We start from the raw sequence: 19,177 nt of genomic DNA, 5'->3' as shown, positions 1-19,177 counted from the left end.
CACCTCTCCCTTGAAGTTGCTCCCAAGGTATCAGGGCACGGTTGTTTGTCACCGACTGCCGTGAATCTGATCCCCGCGTTGAATTTATGGGACGACGTCGGACGGTTGGCTTTTCGTCGCAGCCTCGCCCCCGGATCTGGGAACCCTGCCGAGCGGACGCGATGCGGCATAAGGAAAGGCCACCTACTTCGCCGGCGCCGCCCGAACGTGCATGCGCTCGCCCTGCGGGCCAAACAGCGTCAGGAACTCCACGCTCTCCAATGTTGCCCGGCCAAACCAGTGCGGGGTGCGGGTGTCGAACTCCGCGGCCTCGCCTTGTTTCATGACGAAGTCCCGCTCCCCCAGCACCACGCGCAGCTGACCTCGGAGGACATACATCCACTCATAGCCTTCGTGCACCTTCGGCTCGGGCTGCAGCAGCACGTCCCCGCCGGGAATCATATGCTTGAACGCCTGCATTCCTCCGGCACCCCTGCTCAGCGGGACGATGGTCTGGCCAAAGCGACTGACGGGCCGCAGGTGAATCCGCGGATCCCCGGTCGCGGGAGCACCCACCAACTCATCGAGGGGCACCGCGTAGCTGCGGGCCAGCGGCAGCAACAGTTCCAGGTTTGGCCGGCGCCGCCCGGATTCCAGCCGCGACAATGTGCTGGTGGAAATGCCCGTTGCCTCGGCCAACTCAGCCAATGTCCGACCTCGCTGCAGGCGCAATGCCTTCAGCCTGGGACCAACGCCTGTCAATACTTCTTCGGTGTCATCACCCATGAGGCAATTTTGCCATTCCAGCAACATAGATTGCCACTATGACATGCCCGGGTGCACGCTTGAAGGACACAGCAACCCATCAGAAGGCGGACATCATGCAAGACGTCATCATCATCGGCGGCGGAGCAGCCGGACTCAGCGCGGCACTTCTCCTGGGCCGTTCACGCCGGTCCGTGACTGTCATCGACGCCGGCCAGCCGCGTAACGCCCCGGCGCACGGCGTGCACGGTTTTCTCACGCGCGACGGCGTTTCTCCCCTTGAGCTCCTCCGACAGGGCCGGGCAGACCTGGCCCCCTACGACGTCCGCGTCGTTGAGGGAAGCGTTGCGGGCGCACAGCGCATGGACGGCGGCTTCCGCGTTTCACTCGATGGCGGTGACGTCCTTGAGGCCACACGAATCCTCGTCACCACAGGGCTGGCGGATGAGCTGCCCGACATCGAAGGACTCAGCGAACGCTGGGGCAAGGACGTGGCCCACTGCCCGTACTGCCATGGCTGGGAAATTCAGAACCAGGCCATTGGTGTCATCGGCAGCGGTGCCATGGCCGTCCATCAGGCGCTGCTTTTCCGCCAATGGTCACCCACCATCACGCTGTTCCTTAACAGCGCGCCCCAGCCATCCGACGTCGAACTCCAACAGCTGGCCGCCCGAGGCATCACGATAGTTGAGGGGATAATCGCCAGGGTTCACGCTGTGGATGATGCGGTGAGCAGCGTCGAACTGGCGGACGGCACCAGCCATCCGGTCCAGGCGCTCACTGTCCAGTCACGGGTCATGGCACGGGCAGCCTTCCTGGGCGAACTGGGTCTGGTGCCGGTACCAAACCCATTTGGGGAGATCTTGGAGTCCGACGAGATGGGGCTGACAGCCGTTCCCGGTGTGTGGGCGGCCGGGAATGTCACGGATATGAAAGTCACTGTGCTGGCCGCGGCCCAGGCCGGGGCGAACGCCGCGGTGGCCATCAACATGGACATGATGGCGCAGGAACTTGAGCAGGCCGTGGCCGCACATGAAGCGGAAGCTGCGGCGGGCCGTCCGGCAGAAGTGCTGGGCGCCCCCGTCGGCTAGTTGCAGAGGAAAACACCGGCGCGGTAGCCGTAGTCGCGCTCGAGCTGGTCAACACCGTCGGTTTTGTGGCCTGTCAGCGCCTCCTGGATCGCCTCGGGAGGCGCCGGGAACTCGGCGTTGAGGTGCTTCAGCGCCCACGCGTTGCTGGTGAAAGCCCACTCAAACACCAGCAGCGCCCCGATGACGGCAGCCCAGGTCAGCACATGGGCTGCCGTCCAGGGTATCTCCTGGTTCAGCGGCGCGAACACCATGGAGTGCGTGGTGAGCATGGCGAAGCCCGCGGCAAAGAAGCCGGCAAACACGGCCGCCTCCGTGGCACCAAACGACACCCCGGAGCGGAGGAACCAGCGCCGGCGCAGCATGAACTGCCAGTAAATTGCGGCGTTGACGATGGTCAGCACCGTGTACAGCCAGAGCGCGGCAAGGGTCCACCAGGGGACGTCCTCGATCATGGACGGAACCAGCAGCGTGCCGAGCAGCGCCAACACAGCGATGAGATTGGGCGGGATGCCGATCAGCAGGCGGGTCCGCTGCGCAACCTTGGGCGTGGATGGCTCGTGGGCCTCATCGGCCATCCACTGCGGCGATCGCAGCAAGCTGCTGGCGGTGCTCCCGGAGACCGTGCCGTCCGGTTCCGGATGCGGTGCCGCATCTCCACTCATGTGCGAGCCGGGAACCGGTTCGTCAGCCAGATTCATGAATTTCTGGCCCACGTACCGACGTTCAAGCAGGATCCGGTCCTGCACAAACGGCCGTTCCGGATCGCTCCACACATCAAATTCGTTGCCTATGGCAGGCGCCCAGACCGGGTAGTCAAAGAAGCGGATCCGCACTGTCTCCAGCCTTCCTCCCGTCCGGTATTCCAGATCAACGTGAAACATCGCCCTGTCGTCAACAATGAATTCCTCGTTGGTCACGGCCACAACCGTCCCGATTGTGTGCTCGCCGTCACGCACAATATCCGCGTTTGTTCGGCGCTCGGCGACGGCCTTGCGCCACATGATCCGGGCCAACCGCAACATCTTCACGGTGGGCACCACCAGCACCACGGCGAGCCCGACCAGCAACAACAGGCCCAGCCAGTCTTCCTTCACGGCACGAATGACGGCCGCCGCAATGCAGCCAAGCAGCCATCCGCTCAGCACAGCCGCGTACGCCAGCCGACGTCCACGTCGCGGCACAACGGTGTGTCCGTGGAACTCGGAATTGCGCTTGACCACCCCGTAGCCGAGGACGTGCTTGAAATCCTTGCCAATCTCGTTTCCCAGACCCAGGGCTCCAATCAGCCCAATGACAAACAGCAGGGCAGGCACAAAGTGGGCGACGTCGTCGAACACGCGGCTGATCTCCAAAGGGGAGAAGAAGCCGAGCATCGCCACGGCCAAGGCCCACAGCAGCGCAACGACAACGCAGGCGCGGATGGTCTTGCGTACATACCCCGCCCACACCACAGGAGACGTTGGCAGCGGAACGGTCGCCGACCCCGTCACCGCCCGTGACATCGGATACGCCATGACCGCTCCTCCAGTTAGCTGAACTTTCATTCTGCCCATGCCCAGCCGGTAAGTCGAGTTGCGCCATGGCTTCCCTCGCACGACGGCGGCTGCCGGGCCGGGTGCCCGCCGCTCGCCCGTTGAGGGGTGCTGATCCCGACACCCGCTGATCGAGCTCGCCGGGATCCCGCCAACCCGAGGTTCGAACTCGTCGAGATCCAGGCCGCGGCCTCACCCCGGGGCAGATTATATGATCCACCACTGCGGACAGGGTGCGAATCATATTATCTGCTCCCGCACCACGCCGAAACGCAGAAATGCCCCGTTCGCGCAGCTGTAGAGGTGCGGGAACGGGGCATTTTGTGGATCTTGGCCGTCAACTCGCAGTAGATGCGCTCGACTCTCAATTTGAGCGCATCTACTGCGAGTTGACGGCACGATGCGGGGATTGGCCAGCAAAAGTGGACGGCAACCCGTCTCGACAACGGGCGAACCCAGCGAACGGAGGACGTACTTACGGCCGCATGTCGCCGGTCTCGATGTAGCGCTGGTGCCAGGAGAGCGCCTCACCCATCAGGTGTGGGGTGTGCTTGCCGTAGGATTCGCGTGAGGCACGCTCAAAGTAGTCCTCGAGCATGGGCTTGTAGTCCGGGTGCGCACATTTCTCGGTGATCAGGCGGGCGCGCTGCTTCGGCGCCAGTCCGCGCATGTCGGCCAGACCCTGCTCGGTGATGAGGAGCATGGTGTCGTGCTCGGTGTGGTCCACGTGGCTGGCCATCGGCACAATGCCCGAAATGCGGCCGCCCTTTGCCGTCGACGGGGACATGAACGCGCCGAGGAAGCCGTTGCGGGCGAAGTCGCCGGAGCCGCCGATGCCGTTCATGACGTGCGAACCGACCACGTGCGTGGAGTTCACGTTGCCGTAGATGTCGGCCTCGATCATGCCGTTCAGCGCGATGCAGCCGAGGCGGCGGATCAGCTCGGGGTGGTTGGAGATTTCTTGGGTGCGCAGCAGGATGCGGCTGCGGTAGAAGTCAACGTTGCGGTTGAATTCCTCAATGCCGGCCTCGGACAGGGAGAAGGAGGTCGCGGAGGCGAAGCCGATGGTACCGTCCTTGATCAACTCCAGCATGCCGTCCTGAATGACCTCGGTGTACGCCTTGAGCCCGCGATAGCCCCCGCGCGACAGCCCTGCCAGCACGGCGTTGGCAATGTTGCCCACGCCCGACTGCAGCGGCAGCAGCTTGTCGGTCATGCGCCCGGCCTTGATCTCACCGTCCAGGAAATCAAGCAAATGTGAAGCAATCTGGTTGGAGGCCTCATCGGGTGCGGCAAAGGCGGAGAGGCGGTCCGGTGCATCGGTTTCCACAACGGCGATGACCTTGTTGACGTCAACGTCCAGGTACGGCTGGCCAATGCGGTCTTCCGGCGCCGTCAGCATCACGGGCTTGCGGTGCGGCGGGCGGGCGGTGCCGTAGTAGACGTCATGCATGCCCTCCAGCGACGTCGACTGCTGCGTGTTCACCTCAAGGATCACGGCGTCAGCCATGTCCAACCACGTCTTGTTGTTGCCCACCGACGAGGACGGAATGAGCGAACCGTCCTCGCGAATGCCCACCACTTCAATGATGGCGATGTTGATGCCACCGTAAAAGCCAAACCAGGTGTGCTGGGCCACGTGGCTGAGGTGGATGTCCATGTAGTCGAGTTCGCCGTCGTTGATCCGCTTGCGCAGCGCCGGATCCGACATGTAAGGCAGGCGCAGTTCCATGCCACCAACCTTGGCCAGGACGCCGTCAAGCTCGGGCGCGGTGGACGCGCCGGTCAGCACCTTGATTTTGAACGATCCGCTGCCGGCGTGCACTTCTTCCATCTGCGCGGCGAGCGCCTGCGGGACCGCCTTCGGGTAGCCGGCGCCTGTGAAGCCGCTCATGGCCACTGTCATGCCCGGCTTGATCAGCGCGGCTGCGGCCTCGGCTGACATTCGCTTCTCCAACAACCCGGCATGGCGGATACGATCGTGCACAGTGCTCCTCTTTCAAAAGTTCGGCGGACATCCGGCAAATGTCACCCAGACCACTATAGGCGGTGATGCAGGATACACCCAGCTGAGAAGCGCGTCTACAGTTTTACTCGAGATTAAGTACGACGGCGACACGCACCTTAACGGCGGCAACGGGCCTCCCGCCGTCGTGCTTGGGTGACGGCGAAACCGCAGGGGATAATCCATTCACTGGACTGAGGGCCACGGGTGTGGCATAAATTGACCATGGCCGAGAACAAGCCCAAACGTTTCACAGAGTCCAGGGGCTGGATCCAGAACGACCCCGCAACCGGCACGCCCCTGCCCGCAGCCCCCACAGCCGAAGCCAAGGGGCACAACATCGGGCTCGGCGTGGGGCTGGCGGTGGGCGGTTGGGCGCTGGCGATCATCCCCATCATGGCGCTGGGTGCGTACATCCGTCTGGTGAATGACTGCCTGTCGTCGGGTGCCTCGAGCTGCGCCGGCTCCACGGAGGGCGGCAACATTCCCGTGGTCATGCTGATCATTGCGTGCATGGTGGTGGGTCCGGTGTTCCTGGGCTTTGCCGCAGCCACGAAAAAGGGGTGGGCCTGGCTGGTCACGGCGCTGCTGGCACTGCCGGTGATTTTCATCGGCTACGACCTGATTACCAACGCGTTTCTCTGACGTCGACCGCGCAACGAACTGAAGATCCTGGCCGCCAACTGGTAGAAATAGAGTATGACTGACACCTCCGGCCCCCCGGCATCCCACGGCGCAGCACTGGCTCCACAACGTTCCCAGCTGGTCGGCACGGTGGTCTCGCTCGTTACGTGGCTGGTGGTGGCACTGCCGATCATCCTGATGTCGGTCATTATTTTTGCCGAGGTCATGAGGCCCGACCGCGGCATGTGGGACCCCCGCAACATCGCGCTCATGTTCGTCGGCGCCGTGCTGATGTTCGCCATGGTCGCCTCCCCGCATCTGCTGGGCCAGGCAGTCCGGTTCCGTGAACGCGCCATGTGGCGCTCGGCCATCATCACGGGCGTGCCCACGCTCTGCGTGGTTGTGTACTTCATCTTCCGCTGGCTCAGCAACCTCGGCTGACCCTCCCCACCCCCAGACGCTCCTGCACATCCGGGGCACTTTTCCCCGACGCTCCTGCACATCCGGGGCACTTCTCCCCGACGCTCCTGCACATCCGGCGGCGGAGCCTGGCAGGCACAGCCCCCACCCAGACTCAACTGCTAGAAAGTTAAGCATGCCCCGACCACACCGAGAGATCCCGTCCCAGCGCCTGGCCGTCGCCCGCTCCCAGGCCCCCGCCGCCCCGCCCAAACCGCACCGCTCGGTGTGGTGGACCGTCGGCATCATCGTTGTTGGCTGGGCGTTGCTGGCCTACCCCGTGATACTACTGGCCTTGCTGTCGGCAATTATCATGACGGGGTCGCTGGATTCCACCGTCGCTGCATCCAGCGTGGCACTGGGAATTCTTGGCCTCCTTGCCGTTCTGTCCATGGCCGCCTTCCCGCCGTTACTGGGCCTTGCCGTTAAATCACGACGCCGGGCCCTCTGGGTCGCTGCCATCCTCACCGGCGCCCTGACCGTCGCCATGTGCATCTACCTCACGGTGGCGTGGCTGATTCCGTTGAGCTGACGGCCTTCCCAAACGCCGCAGCACCTTCCGGGGTGTTTTCGCCATCGCCGCAGCACCTACTGCTGGTTGCACCAGTGGATACCTGGAACTCCGCCACCGCACCCGTCCGGGCATACGACATAAGCAAGGACAGTGGCGCCGGACGCCGCTGCGAATCTATGTGGTCACCGGAAAACTATGCGCGTGCAGCGCAGCATTGGCAATGCCGTAATCTTCGGTTGTCGGATGAGCGAGCCCATCGCCTTTGCCGACCTAGGCCAGCCACTTATTGACCTCGGACCAAAGCCAGACGCCTCCGCCAACAACGTTGTACGGATCCGGGAATGGAGAATTGCCTTCCGCTCGCCAATCTTGTCGAACCCAGTTGCCTACAGCCTGTCGAGTCGTTGACGTGCGGTCCGCAATATCCTGGCGCGTAACCCGATCTTCGTAGAGTCGAAGTACCTCATCGTGCAGGCTAGTCAGCTTTGAAACTGCCTCAAATGCAGTTTCGATGGCAGACGTATTGGTTACCCATTCCATAACCAGCCACCCTGCATCCCGGCGCACAGCAGCACACTACTCAGCTTGGCACTATTCACACACTTTGCATTGAATCCTCAAGATCATTCGTTGAATCCAAGTTACAGGGGTCGCTTCACGCGGAGAAGACCCAGCCCGGAACGGGACTCCAGGATTTCGACAAGCTCAACCAGCGTTGTCGTTCGTCCCGCCCTCGTGCTTAACGAAGGTGACCAGTTCAGGATCCAGCCGCGCCCGCATGACCTCGATGGCCTCCGGGTTTTGGTCCACCATCACGAACCGCCGCTCAAGTTCGAGAGCCGCAGCGCCGGTGGTCCCGGAGCCGCCGAAGAAGTCGAGCACCCAGTCGCCACGTTCGGTGCTGGCCGCGATGATGCGCCGCAGGATCCCCAAAGGTTTCTGAGTCGGATACCCGGTCTTTTCGCGGCCATTGGGTGAGACGATGGTGTGCCACCAGGTGTCGGTGGGCAGCTTGCCCAGCGCCACCTTTTCGGGCGTGACCAGGCCGGGCGCCATGTACGGTTCGCGGTCCACTTCGGTGCTGTTGAAGTAGTACGTTTTCGGGTTTTTGACGTACACGAGGATGTTGTCGTGCTTGGCGGGCCAGCGCTTTTTGGAGCGGGCGCCGTAGTCGTAGGCCCAGATGATCTCGTTGAGGAAGCATTCGCGGCCGAAGAGCGCGTCGAGCAGCACCTTCGCGTAGTGGACCTCGCGGTAGTCGAGGTGCAGGTAGAGGGTGCCGTCGTCGGTCAGCAGGCGCCAGGCCTCCTCGAGCCGGGGTTCCAGGAATTCCCAGTAGTCACCGAATTGGTCGTTGTAGCTGAGCGTCAGGCCCTTGATGGTGTCGTAGCTGCGCCCCTTGAACCCCACGCGCGAGCCGGTTTCACTGCGCACGTTCGTCATGTTCTGCCGGGCCTGGACCTTGCCGGTGTTGAACGGCGGGTCGATGTAGATCAGCCGGAAACTCTCATCCGGAAGTGTGCCCAGAAAGCTGAGGTTGTCGCCCTCCGCGACCACATTGCCACCCTCCGCATGCCAGGCTGCTGCCGGGGCAGTGCCCAGTGGGGAATCGCTCGCGTCCGTTGTCATGGATCAAGGCTAGCGCGGCAGCTTGCAGTGCCGAAACCGGTGGGGTTATTGGTCCCCGCGCAGCACGTCCTTCGTGGCGTGGCTGTAGTGGAAGGTGACGGGTCCGCCGTCGTGCGTGAACTCGTGATTGGCACCGTCCAGCGCTCCAAACGCACCGTAATTCTCATCCCACGACCCGTTCAGCACCGCCTTGTAGCTGTATTGTCCGGCCGGCAGCTCGGCTCTGAGCAGCCAGGTGCCCGACTCCTGCAGCGTCATCTGCAGCTTGGCGTGGTCCGGATCCCAGTTCTCCGCACCGAGCGCTTCGCCGAAGGTTCCGGCCAGCGCCACCGATGTCGGCTGGTTTCCAAGTACGACGCCGGACACCTTCGTTTCGCCTGTTCCGGCGGCTTTGGCGGTGGCCGCCTTGGTGGACGGTTTCCTGGCGGGCGTTTTGCCCGGGGCCTTCTTTACAGCGGGCTTGGAGGCTGTCTTCTTCGCTGCCGGCTTTTCCGCAGGCTTCTCGGGAAGCGGCGTGCCCGCTGGAATCAAGGTGCCGCTGTTGAGGGCGTCGGCAAGCTTTTCCACGGTGTCAAAGGCGACGGTTGCACGCAGCCCGTTGTCCGTGATCTCCCAGCCACCGCGGCCCTTCGTCATCCAGCCTGCCTTGACTAGATCGGCTGTGGCCTTCGTCAGGTTCTTGTGTCCCCGGGGAATGCCGCCGCTGAGGAGTTCGGACTTTTCCTTGGTGAACGGGATGCGCGTGGCCGCCTCTGCCAGAACCTCTCCCCCGTTGGGCTTCTCATCCAGCCACGATCCGGCGGCCATGATGTCCAGTACTTCTTTGAGCCGGCGGTTGGTGTTATCTCGAATGGTCACAGTGGTCCTCCTGTAGCAGCGGGTACCTTTCCACTGTGGCACGGTGAAAAGTTACGCGACAGTACGTGACGAAAAACCGACTACTGCGCCACCGCCGCCGCATCCGCATAGACATCAGCCGGCATTGGACGGTGGAGCTTCCATGTGATCGCGATGGGCTTCTCGCCCTTGTGTTGGATGTAGTCGACTTGCCCAAGAGAGGTGTAAGGCATGGTGAGTCCGGTTTCATCATCAGCCGTATCCCGAGTAAAGATCAACACCTGTGAGTCATGGCCCCTCGGGTCCAGATAGCGTTTGCCTACAGGACTGGATGGCGACGTGGCATTCTGCGACTCCCAATGAAAAATATCTGGGCTCAGCGCATAATCCTTATACATGGTTGTTGCCGAATGGTTGGCTTCATCCTTATTAATAGTGACGAAGAAGGCGTCGGTTCTGCTCTGTTCGCACCAAGCCACACCGCCCATGCTGACCAGTTTCGTTTGCTGAATTGTATCGAGGGATTTCGCACCAAGGGCGGCGAGAACTTCATACCGCCCGTATGTAAGGTGGCTTTGTAACGGAGACCAGGCCAGCTTTCCACCGAGGCTTTTTCCAGTGCGTTTGGAGGATGCTGCACCAAGTGCCACAACCTGGGCGATCTCGCTGCAGACAAACGGAAAATTGCGCAATGTGGTGAAGCCTTCGTCGTAGCTTTCGAATCCACCGCCGTTGTCCCATAATGTGAAGAAAAGCATCCGCGCATATGTCTGCTCTCTCGGGGTGAGTTCGGCGTATGCAGGCGAGTCTTCCGCCACAATCTTGGAGTAGGCATCAGCACGTTCACGGTCGTCAACGTGGATTAGTGATGCCATCCGGGTCAACAACTTCTTTTCTTCGGCAGAGGCGACGTCGTAGAGTTTGCCCGCGATTGCGGCCTCTGCCGGTGACATCCACTCCACCAGTCCGGCAAGTCTGAGATATTCCGTCCATGAGTTCTTGGTTGACTTGTAAATTGTTTTGAGCTCATGGCCAGACTTTGCCAAGTAATCGGCCAAATACAATTCGCCGTAGGACTTGATGTCAGCGACCAGTTTTAGCTTGTTGAGCTTGAGCTGAGCTTTCAGATTGGTCAGCACCACATCCCTGGCGACGCGATCCAAGACAATTTGTGAGCCCGACGGAAGGAACGGGAATTCCTCCTCGACGGCCTTTTCCAATTGTTTCCGACCGTATCCCGTCATGGCACGGAAGCGGACATCAAACCTGAACTCCCGGTGCTGCTGACCAATAAAGTCCATGACGGTCAGGACTGATTTATCTTTGGCCCGCCGCAGTCCGCGCCCAATCTGTTGAATGAATATCGTGGCACTTTGTGTTGGACGCAATAGGAGAATGGTGTCCACTTGCGGCAAGTCCAGACCCTCGTTAAAGAGGTCGACGGCGAAGATGCAGTTGATCTCACGCTTGAGCAATTGTTTCAGCGCCAAGGTGCGTTCGTCGTCGTCGGTAAGTCCAGATACAGCCGCCGACTTAATCCCGGCCTTATTGAATACGTTGGCCATGTATTTGGCATGCTGGACTGATACACAAAACCCGATCGCCCGCATGTGCTCGGTGCTTGTGACCTTGCCTTGCATCTCATTAATGATCTTGGCGGCACGGGCGTCGTTGCCGGTGTAGACGTCACTGAGCTGTTGGAGGTCATATGACCCGCGCTTCCAATCCAGGGCGCTCAGGTCGACGCCATCGGAAACGCCAAAGTAGTGGAAGGGGACCAGAAGGTCGGCGTCGAGAGCATCCCAAAGGCGAAGCTCACTCGCAGTCCTGCCGTCGAAGAACTCGTCCGCTACGTGAATACCGTCGCCGCGTTCGGGAGTTGCCGTCAGTCCCAGGAATTCCTGTGGAGTCAAGTGGTCAATGAGCTTCCGATATGTCTTCGCTGAGGAGTGGTGAAACTCGTCAATGACAACCACATCGAATTTGGACGGGTCAAACGCTGCCAGCTTCCTGGCATTCAGCGACTGAACGCTGGCAAATACATGCTGCCATTCCTGCGGTTTGTGTTTGCCGACAAAAAGTTCACCGAATGAGCCGCTCTGCATGACGTTGCGGTACGTTGACAGCGACTGTTGGAGGATCTCCCTGCGGTGGGCGATAAAGAGCAATGAAAGGTCCTTGCCCGCGGCCTCACACAGCCGCTTGTAGTCCAGAGCAGCGATCACGGTTTTCCCGGTGCCGGTCGCGGCTACAAGTAGATTTCGGTGGAGACCTTTGTTGCGCTCTGCTTCAAGGTCTTCAAGCATTTCGATTTGGTGCAGATATGGCGCAACCTCAAGTCCTGTGTATCCACTGGGAGCAGGGGTCAGCGTGCCGCCGTTCCGCAGGAGTGCCGCATCCAGCTTGTCCGCGTCCGTTTCCGGATCGTACGACTGAAAGGCGCGCTGCTCCCAATAGCTGTCAAAGGTGATGGCGAATTTTTGCAACAGTGATGGCGTCCCAATATTGGATAGCCGCACGTTCCATTCGAGTCCGTCAAGCATTGCTGCACTGCTTAGATTGGAACTGCCAACATATGCCGTGCTAAATCCTGTTTTGCGGTGGAAAAGCCAAGCTTTCGCGTGCAGTCTGGTGGCTTGCGTTTCGTAGCTAATCTTCACCTCGGCACCATAACGATTGACCAATTGGTCTATGGCGCGCCGTTCAGTGGCACCCATGTAGGTCGTCGTGATGACCCGGAATTTTCCGCCTCGGGCCTTGAGCGCATCCAAGGATGGTTCCAAAAGGCGGATGCCGGTCCAGCGGATAAACGCACAAAGCAGGTCCACGGTGTCGGCAGACTCGATCTCCGCACGAATCTCGGCAGCGAGATTGGGATCGTCCTTGCCATTGGTGAGGAGCGCGCTGTCGCTCAGCTTTGTAGTAGGCCTGCGGAGCTGGCGTCGCTTGAGCGCATCTGGCCGATGGAGCGACTCCAGTTGCAGAGGTCCCGGGGTGACTTGGTTTTCCGGATCTATGACCGTGAGGAGCTGGTTTACCTTTGCAACCCGATCGCCCGCGTCGGTATCGATGAGGAGGCGTTTCACAGCTTCAGCAACGTGCCGGGACAACGCTTCAGGTGAAACATCGCTGCTGATGTCGGTGCTTGTGGCTTCAAGATCCGGGACGGCCCTCAGCCGTGCGCTTAGACCATTTGTATGGAGGAGCTCATAGAGCCCCTCCGGCAGCAGTTCCTGCGAGTCTTCCCCATCAAAAGTGTTCACCAGGCCAGGCTATGTGCTGGGTCTGACAAAGACGAACGATACGGAGTAGTGGCTTCATATCAAGGCCCTAATCTCGACGGGTGCGCCTATTGTTGGGAGTGTTCCCGCCCGGGGAATTGCTGAGAGGCTTGGAGGGCCGCACGTGACGATGAGCTCGAGTACTGGCAGCGGGACCGTGCTGATCGCGGATTTTGTGAACGTCGATGCCGCGGGGAAGGTTAATATTATTGGCGGCGGCATTCAGTTTCTCGGCTCAGATCCGGAAAGCGGACTGACCGCGCCGTTTGCCGTGTACGTGAATATTGCGGTGAGCATTCCGATGTTTGATGAGACGTCGGCCGCGGTGGAGGTGGTGCTCGTGGACACCGACGGGCAGCCTGTCAGCGTGCCCAGCCCCGACGGGCCGAACATGATGCGGTTCAACCAGGACGTGGATTTCCGTCACACGGTCCGGCCCGATGTGCAGCAGCCGCCCATGGGGTTTCCGGGGACATCGAACATTGTGCTGAATTTTCCCGGTGGGCTGCCGCTGCCTCCCGGGTCCAGCTATGAGTGGGTTGTGATGCTGGACGGCTCGAGGCTGTGTTCAACGACGTTTTTTGTGCCGGGTGCTGAGTAGCCCAGACCGGGCATCCACCAGCGTCCGCACCAACACGAACCCGTATCATTGTCAGACCCACGTTTTACACTGGTGGCATGAGCAGCGACACTACAGTGTGCCCTCACTGCAAGGGCCAAAGGGAGCCCGGGCTGGCCGCCGGCAACTTCCTGTGTCTCGCATGCGTGGAACAGGCCACCGATGCCCAGGGCTGGCCGGTTTCAATGGCAACGGACCTCGATGCGGATGGGCTTCCAACGGAGATCATCGCCATTCATGGTGATTGGACACGGTGCATGGATGTGGGCAACCGGCACCGCGCCTACGTGGACGACACTGCTTTTCTGGTCCTAACCGGGGAGCCGGGCCAAGCATTTCTACAGCCACTGGCTGTCCCCGAGCCTCCCGGCATTGAAACCAGGCCGGGTCCGGAGGACATGGAGAAATATTGGGAGCTGGTCCATGTAGCATTCAATGTCGATGTTCAGGAGCTCAAGGATGGAGACACCATCTACATCGACTACGAGACCGGTAAGCCTTACCGTGTCCATGGCCAGCTGCGGCCCATCAACAACGGCTTCCACATCGAGGTGGTCTCCAATGAATTCCTGCCTGCTGACGATTGGCCGCTCGAGGTCGAATACCTTGAGGACTATGGATGGTCTCCCCCAAAGAAGTCGAATCCCAACTGGCACATGTTCGTAGCCGAATCATCGTTGGCAACAGCCATGCTGCTCGGGGGCCTGCGCTGGGGCCGTGCCTGCGAAGACCCCTTTGAGCTGGGCTGGATATCGGATAGGGTCTCGGGCCCGACTGCGGGCAGCCCGCCTGGGTGAGATGGCCGCCGTCGTACTTCTCAAAAGCACCAAAGGTGCGACTCGGTTCCTCGAAAACCCGCCCTTGCTGCGACAGGGTTTTTAGGGGCTGCCCAGTTTTCCGGCGAGGCGCTCGCGCATGCGGGTGCTGGCGTCGTTCAAGCCGACAATTTCCACGTCCTTGCCGTGGCGGCGGTATTTGTCGGTGATGGCGTCGAGGGTGGCGCTGGTGGAGGCGTCCCAGAGGTGGGATTCGCGCATGTCGATGATGACGCGGTCGGGGTCCAGCGCGTAGGAGAACTGGGTGTAGAGATCGTTGGATGAGGCGAAGAACAGCTCTCCGTTGACGACGTAGGTGACTTCGCTGTCGCCCTCGATGCGTTCGACGGTGACGAAATGCGCCACCCTGCGGGCGAACAAAATCATTGCCAGCAAGGTGCCCGTGCCGACGCCGATGGCCAGGTTGTTCGTGGCGACGGTGGCGATGACCGTGGCGACCATGACGAAGGTTTCGCTCTTCGGCAGGGCCTTGAGGGTGCGCAGGCGGATGCTGTGCCAATCAAACGTTGCCCAGCAGACGAAGATCATCACGGCGACCAACGCGGCCATCGGAATCATTGAGACGACATCGCCGAACACCACCACCAGGAGCAGCACGAAGACGCCGGCGAAGAATGTGGAGATACGGGTGCGGGCGCCCGATGCCTTGACGTTGATCATGGTCTGCCCGATCATGGCGCAGCCGCCCATGCCGCCGAAGAAGCCGGTCACAATGTTGGCGACGCCCTGGCCCCAGGCCTCGCGGGTCTTGTTGGAGCGGGTGTCGGTGATGTCGTCCACGAGCTTGGCGGTCATGAGGGATTCGAGCAGCCCCACGAACGCCATGGCGAGGGCGAACGGGAAGATCACCTGGAGCGTTTCGAAGGTCAGCGGCACATTGGGGATCACGGCCGTCGGCAGCGAGTCGGGCAGCGCGCCCTTGTCCCCCACCGTTGGAACGGCGATGGCCCCCAGGACCGTGACGAGCGTCAGCGCCACAATGGCGACAAGCGGCGCCGGCACCGCCTGGGTGAACCGCGGCAGGACAAACATGATGAGCAGAGCGGCGAGCACCATCGGGTACACGAGCCATGGCACACCGATGAGTTCCGGCAGTTGTGCGATGAACACGAGGATGGCCAGGGCGTTGACGAAGCCGACCATGACCGAACGCGGGATGAACCGCATCAGCTTTGCAACGCCGGACACCGCCAGGATGATCTGGATGACCCCGGCAAGAATCACGCAGGCAATGAGATAGTCGACGCCGTGCGACCTCACCAAGGGGGCGATCACCAACGCCACAGCTCCGGTTGCCGCCGAGATCATGGCGGACCGGCCGCCCGTGAAGGCGATGGTCACGGCCATGGTGAAGGCCGCGAAGAGCCCGATCCGGGGGTCCACGCCGGCGATGACGGAGAACGCGATGGCCTCAGGGATGAGCGCCAGGCCGACGACGAGCCCGGCGAGGACTTCAGTCTTCAGCCTGCGCGGTGACTTCAGGGTCCCCCATACGGACTGGAGCTGCTCGGGGGTTGGGGCCTGCGCCTGTTTGGTGCTGGCGGCCATGACTGGCTCCGTTCGGGGTCGGTCGGGTGGGCTCCTCCACCTTAACGCAACCGACTTGCGAACGAGTCACGGAGCGTAAAGGCTTCAGGAATCGCGTTCAGTCTAAGGACTCGTTCGATGAAACTGAACACGGCAGGAATCACGCCGCCCACGCCGTAAATCGCACCAATTCTGGCTCACTCTTATTGTTCAGCGACTCCTAGCCGCCGAAGATGGTCCAACTGGCGGCATGAGATGCACCCGGTTCCAGCGCAATCAGGTCCATACCAGAGTTGAAGGAATCCGGCGGGCAGGTCATTGGCTCCACCGCCAGACCCCGGCGACTGCTGGCAGTGTCCGGTTTGTCGGCCGTGTGGATCTGCAACCACGGGCATGAGGCATCCCAACGCATGCCCGCATGACTGCCGGAGGGGTCGGTAACGGTCAACTCCGAAGTGCCCGTGATGTCGGCAGCAATACCTGTGAACGCGTGGTCAATCTCCGTGGAGCCAATGATCTTGGTGATCCGGAAATCGAAGGGATGACCGTCCACAGGGTGCAGTTGCAGAGGCAGTAGCCGGTCGGGCGTGACGTCAAGGAACTCGGCGGCATCTACCTGCAGTGTCCACTCATCAAGTGGCGCGGGTCCGGCCACCAAGTAAGGATGGGGACAGACGCCGTACGGGATCCGCGCCACGCCGGGATTGCTGGCGGTCACAGTTGTGTGCAGCCCATCGGTATCGATCCGGTACTCCACCACGAGGGCCAGCGGCCCGGGATAGCCACTGGACGCGTCAATCTCACAGCGCAAGGTGAGGGATTCGGCGTCGTACGTCTCCACCTCCCACAGCCGGTCAAAGACCAGCCCGTGCAGGGCCGTGCCACGGTCCGGTTCATTCAGCGGCAGGTGCTGGACCACGCCCTCCCAGCGGTAGGCCCCATCGGCAACCCGGTTGGGCCACGGCGCGGCAATGATGCCACGGTAGTCCGGGATGGGCAGTTCAGGGTCAAACGGCACCACCAGGTCACGTCCGGCAAACTGCAGTTCCGACAGTGCGGCACCGCGGGAGGTGAAACTGGCGGCATACTCCCCGGCAGCAATCCGGAACACGGCTCCGTTGGCGCTCGACTGCTGCCCTGGGTTAGCGAGAAGTACAGTGGTTTCCATCAAAACTCCTTGGTGAATGGGGGCCGTGTCCCCGTGGCGACCCATAAACTCTTCCGACCTAGTGTTAGCGCTCACAGCAGAGCTGTCAAGGGCCGTCCACTCGGGGCCACAAATTCCGGACAACCCAGGTTCAGGCCATCGCAAGTCAGCTTCAAGCCATTCGCCGGGTGGTTCCCTCCCGGAGCACAGTGCTCGGCTTTGGAGCCAGGACGCGGTGACAATACCTAGTTCAACACCGCCCCATCCAGCGTCTTCGGGTCAACCCTTCTCGACCTTCGCGCCCCAGCCGGACACACCAAGTGGCGTTCATCATTCGCTGCAAGCCGAGGTAAATTCGGTGGTTTGCCGCGGCCGGCAACTTCAACCACTGGCGCGCTCACCCATCAATCTGTGGCCAAGCCGCCAGGCCAGGACTATGGTGTGGTTATGAGCAAGAACCCAGACTACGACGACAAAGATCTGATCCACGAGAGCCCCTCACGCGATCACCTGGCGGAAGTTTATTCCGAGATGGTCACCCCTGACATCGCCGAGATAAACGAACACGCATCGGCACTCGAGCAGGAGTCCGAAACAGAGCCCGACAAGCTCTAAACCACCCGCGCGAGGCTCTTCGCCGTCGAGCACTCCACTTCATGCGCCCACCCGGCAGACCTGACAGCTCATGGGAAAAGTCCACTCTGGGCATGCGCACGCTCAAACGCCTGGCTCCCGCAGCATCGACAGTGGCGCCGCGCCGGGCCAAGTTTGAGCGCACAGATAAACTCGACTCGGGACATGCACATGGGCAAAACAGTAGGCTGCGCATTTGCCCAGAGATACCTGCCGCCACACTTGCACGAATGCGACACGCATTAGCAGCCGCCGAACATCCGAGCCCACGCCATCGCCGCCACAGCCGCACGCCAGCCAGCCGCCATGCAAGCCACAATCAAGCCATTTTGACGCAGGTGGCCACAAAAGCCGACTGACACCAAGTCGCAGTCATAAACCCCCAAACCGCAGGGCAAGTCCACAGTAAACAAAACAACACAAGGTCATTGACACGCCCCCAATCGCGTCATATGTTTGTAGTCAGAACTTATTAACAAGATCTGCACACACACCTTGGAGGCACCCCATGGCTCTTGAGCCCACACGCGAAGACAAGTTTTCCTTTGGCCTTTGGACCATCGGCTGGAATGCCCAGGACCAGTTCGGTTCGGCCACCCGCCCGCAGCTGGACACCGTGGAGGCCGTCAACAAGCTCAGCGACCTCGGCGCCTATGGCATGACCTTCCACGACAATGACCTGTTCCCCTTCGAAGCCACCGCCGCCGAGCGCCGCACCGAGATTGACAGGCTCAAGGGCGCCCTGGATTCCACGGGCTTGGTCATCCCCATGGTCACCACCAACCTCTTCAGCCACCCGGTGTTCAAGGATGGCGGCTTCACCTCCAACGACCGCGACGTGCGCCGCTTCGCCATCCGCAAGGTCATCGAAAACCTCGACCTCGCCGCCGAACTGGGCGCTGAAACCTTCGTCATGTGGGGTGGGCGCGAAGGCAGCGAATACGATTCCGCCAAGGACATCCAGGGCGCCCTGGAACGCTACCGTGAGGCAGTGAACCTGCTCGGCGACTACGTCACCGACAAGGGCTACAACATCCGCTTCGCGATCGAGCCCAAGCCGAACGAACCCCGCGGCGACATTCTCCTGCCCACCCTCGGCCACGCCCTGGCATTCATCGAGACGCTCGAACGCCCGGAACTGGTGGGCATCAACCCCGAGACCGGCCACGAGCAGATGGCAGGCCTGAACTTCACCCACGGCATCGCCCAGGCGCTCTACCAGGGCAAGCTGTTCCACATCGACCTCAACGGCCAGCGCGGCGTGAAGTTCGACCAGGACCTGGTGTTCGGCCACGGCGACCTGCAGAACGCCTTCTCCCTCGTCGACCTCCTGGAAAATGGCGGCCCCAACGGCGGCCAGGCCTACACCGGCCCCCGCCACTTCGACTACAAGCCCTCACGCACCGAGGACATCAACGGCGTGTGGGATTCGGCTGCCGCCAACATGCGCATGTACCTGCTGCTGAAGGAACGGGCCGCAGCATTCCGCGCCGATCCCGAGGTCCAGGCAGCCCTGGCATTCTCCAAGGTTGACGAGATCAACCAGCCCACCCTGAACCCCGGCGAAAGCTACGACGCCCTCATCGCCGACAAGTCCTCCTACGAAGACTTCGACGCCGCCCCGTACTTCGGCGGCAAGGGCTTCGGCTTCGTCAAGCTCCAGCAGCTGTTCCTCGAGCACCTGCTCGGCGCGAGGTAA

The 19,177-nt window shown here is 61.5% G+C and carries 16 protein-coding genes; 8 read left to right on the top strand and 8 right to left on the bottom strand.

Annotated features, from left to right (window positions below; genetic code table 11):
• Nucleotides 1-183: 183 nt before the first annotated feature.
• The gene (locus art_RS18145; protein WP_038467172.1) at nt 184-765 is read right to left on the bottom strand and encodes a helix-turn-helix domain-containing protein; all 582 of its coding nucleotides are present in this window, start codon (nt 763-765) and stop codon (nt 184-186) included.
• 59 nt (nt 766-824) lie between these two features.
• Between art_RS18145 and art_RS18140 the strand changes: the two genes are divergently transcribed.
• Nucleotides 825-1,835: an NAD(P)/FAD-dependent oxidoreductase gene (locus art_RS18140; RefSeq protein WP_253901403.1), complete on the top strand. Its 1,011-nt coding sequence runs from the start codon at nt 825-827 to the stop codon at nt 1,833-1,835.
• Here the strand turns inward: art_RS18140 and art_RS18135 are convergent.
• Nucleotides 1,832-3,349: a hypothetical protein gene (locus art_RS18135; RefSeq protein ID WP_038467169.1), complete on the bottom strand. Its 1,518-nt coding sequence runs from the start codon at nt 3,347-3,349 to the stop codon at nt 1,832-1,834. The genes art_RS18140 and art_RS18135 overlap by 4 nt on opposite strands.
• Before the next feature lie 493 nt (nt 3,350-3,842).
• A complete protein-coding gene (locus art_RS18130) occupies nt 3,843-5,354 on the bottom strand; it encodes an acetyl-CoA hydrolase/transferase family protein (protein ID WP_157875348.1) in 1,512 nt (503 codons plus the stop codon).
• A gap of 243 nt (nt 5,355-5,597) precedes the next feature.
• Here art_RS18130 and art_RS18125 point away from each other — a divergent pair, with 243 nt between their 5' ends.
• From art_RS18125 to art_RS18115, 3 genes are all read left to right on the top strand, one after another.
• On the top strand, nt 5,598-6,017 hold the full coding sequence (locus art_RS18125; RefSeq protein ID WP_038467166.1) for a hypothetical protein: 420 nt from the start codon (nt 5,598-5,600) through the stop codon (nt 6,015-6,017).
• A gap of 54 nt (nt 6,018-6,071) precedes the next feature.
• The gene (locus art_RS18120) at nt 6,072-6,437 is read left to right on the top strand and encodes a hypothetical protein (protein WP_038467164.1); all 366 of its coding nucleotides are present in this window, start codon (nt 6,072-6,074) and stop codon (nt 6,435-6,437) included.
• A 154-nt stretch (nt 6,438-6,591) separates the two neighbouring features.
• On the top strand, nt 6,592-6,987 hold the full coding sequence (locus art_RS18115; protein WP_038467161.1) for a hypothetical protein: 396 nt from the start codon (nt 6,592-6,594) through the stop codon (nt 6,985-6,987).
• A gap of 687 nt (nt 6,988-7,674) precedes the next feature.
• On the opposite strand, the gene art_RS18110 is transcribed toward art_RS18115, so the two are convergent.
• From art_RS18110 to art_RS18100, 3 genes are all read right to left on the bottom strand, one after another.
• Nucleotides 7,675-8,598, bottom strand: coding sequence for a site-specific DNA-methyltransferase (locus art_RS18110; protein WP_052136747.1), 924 nt, complete (start codon nt 8,596-8,598; stop codon nt 7,675-7,677).
• Nucleotides 8,599-8,643: 45 nt separating this feature from the next.
• Entirely contained in the window at nt 8,644-9,456 is an 813-nt protein-coding gene (locus art_RS18105) for a hypothetical protein (RefSeq protein ID WP_038467158.1), read from the bottom strand.
• Nucleotides 9,457-9,536: 80 nt separating this feature from the next.
• Nucleotides 9,537-12,662 carry a DUF3427 domain-containing protein gene (locus tag art_RS18100; protein WP_052137005.1) on the bottom strand — a complete coding sequence of 1,042 codons (3,126 nt, stop codon included), beginning with the start codon at nt 12,660-12,662 and terminating at the stop codon, nt 9,537-9,539.
• A gap of 184 nt (nt 12,663-12,846) precedes the next feature.
• Between art_RS18100 and art_RS18095 the strand changes: the two genes are divergently transcribed.
• Nucleotides 12,847-13,317 (top strand): hypothetical protein, encoded by a 471-nt coding sequence (locus tag art_RS18095; RefSeq protein ID WP_157875347.1) that lies wholly within the window; start codon nt 12,847-12,849, stop codon nt 13,315-13,317.
• Nucleotides 13,318-13,394: 77 nt separating this feature from the next.
• Nucleotides 13,395-14,132: a hypothetical protein gene (locus tag art_RS18090; protein WP_157875346.1), complete on the top strand. Its 738-nt coding sequence runs from the start codon at nt 13,395-13,397 to the stop codon at nt 14,130-14,132.
• An 81-nt stretch (nt 14,133-14,213) separates the two neighbouring features.
• Here art_RS18090 and art_RS18085 read toward each other — a convergent pair whose 3' ends face one another.
• Both art_RS18085 and art_RS18080 read right to left on the bottom strand, forming a co-directional pair.
• Nucleotides 14,214-15,719 carry a SulP family inorganic anion transporter gene (locus art_RS18085; protein WP_038467148.1) on the bottom strand — a complete coding sequence of 502 codons (1,506 nt, stop codon included), beginning with the start codon at nt 15,717-15,719 and terminating at the stop codon, nt 14,214-14,216.
• 199 nt (nt 15,720-15,918) lie between these two features.
• Nucleotides 15,919-16,866: an aldose 1-epimerase family protein gene (locus art_RS18080; RefSeq protein WP_052136746.1), complete on the bottom strand. Its 948-nt coding sequence runs from the start codon at nt 16,864-16,866 to the stop codon at nt 15,919-15,921.
• 426 nt (nt 16,867-17,292) lie between these two features.
• On the opposite strand from art_RS18080, the gene art_RS22405 reads away from it, so the two are divergent.
• On the top strand, nt 17,293-17,460 hold the full coding sequence (locus art_RS22405) for a hypothetical protein (protein ID WP_157875345.1): 168 nt from the start codon (nt 17,293-17,295) through the stop codon (nt 17,458-17,460).
• A 526-nt stretch (nt 17,461-17,986) separates the two neighbouring features.
• Nucleotides 17,987-19,177, top strand: coding sequence for a xylose isomerase (gene xylA, locus art_RS18070; protein WP_038467142.1), 1,191 nt, complete (start codon nt 17,987-17,989; stop codon nt 19,175-19,177).

The organism is Arthrobacter sp. PAMC 25486 (assembly GCF_000785535.1).
Classification (GTDB): Bacteria; Actinomycetota; Actinomycetes; order Actinomycetales; family Micrococcaceae; genus Specibacter.
This window is presented reverse-complemented; position numbering and strand designations above follow the sequence as displayed.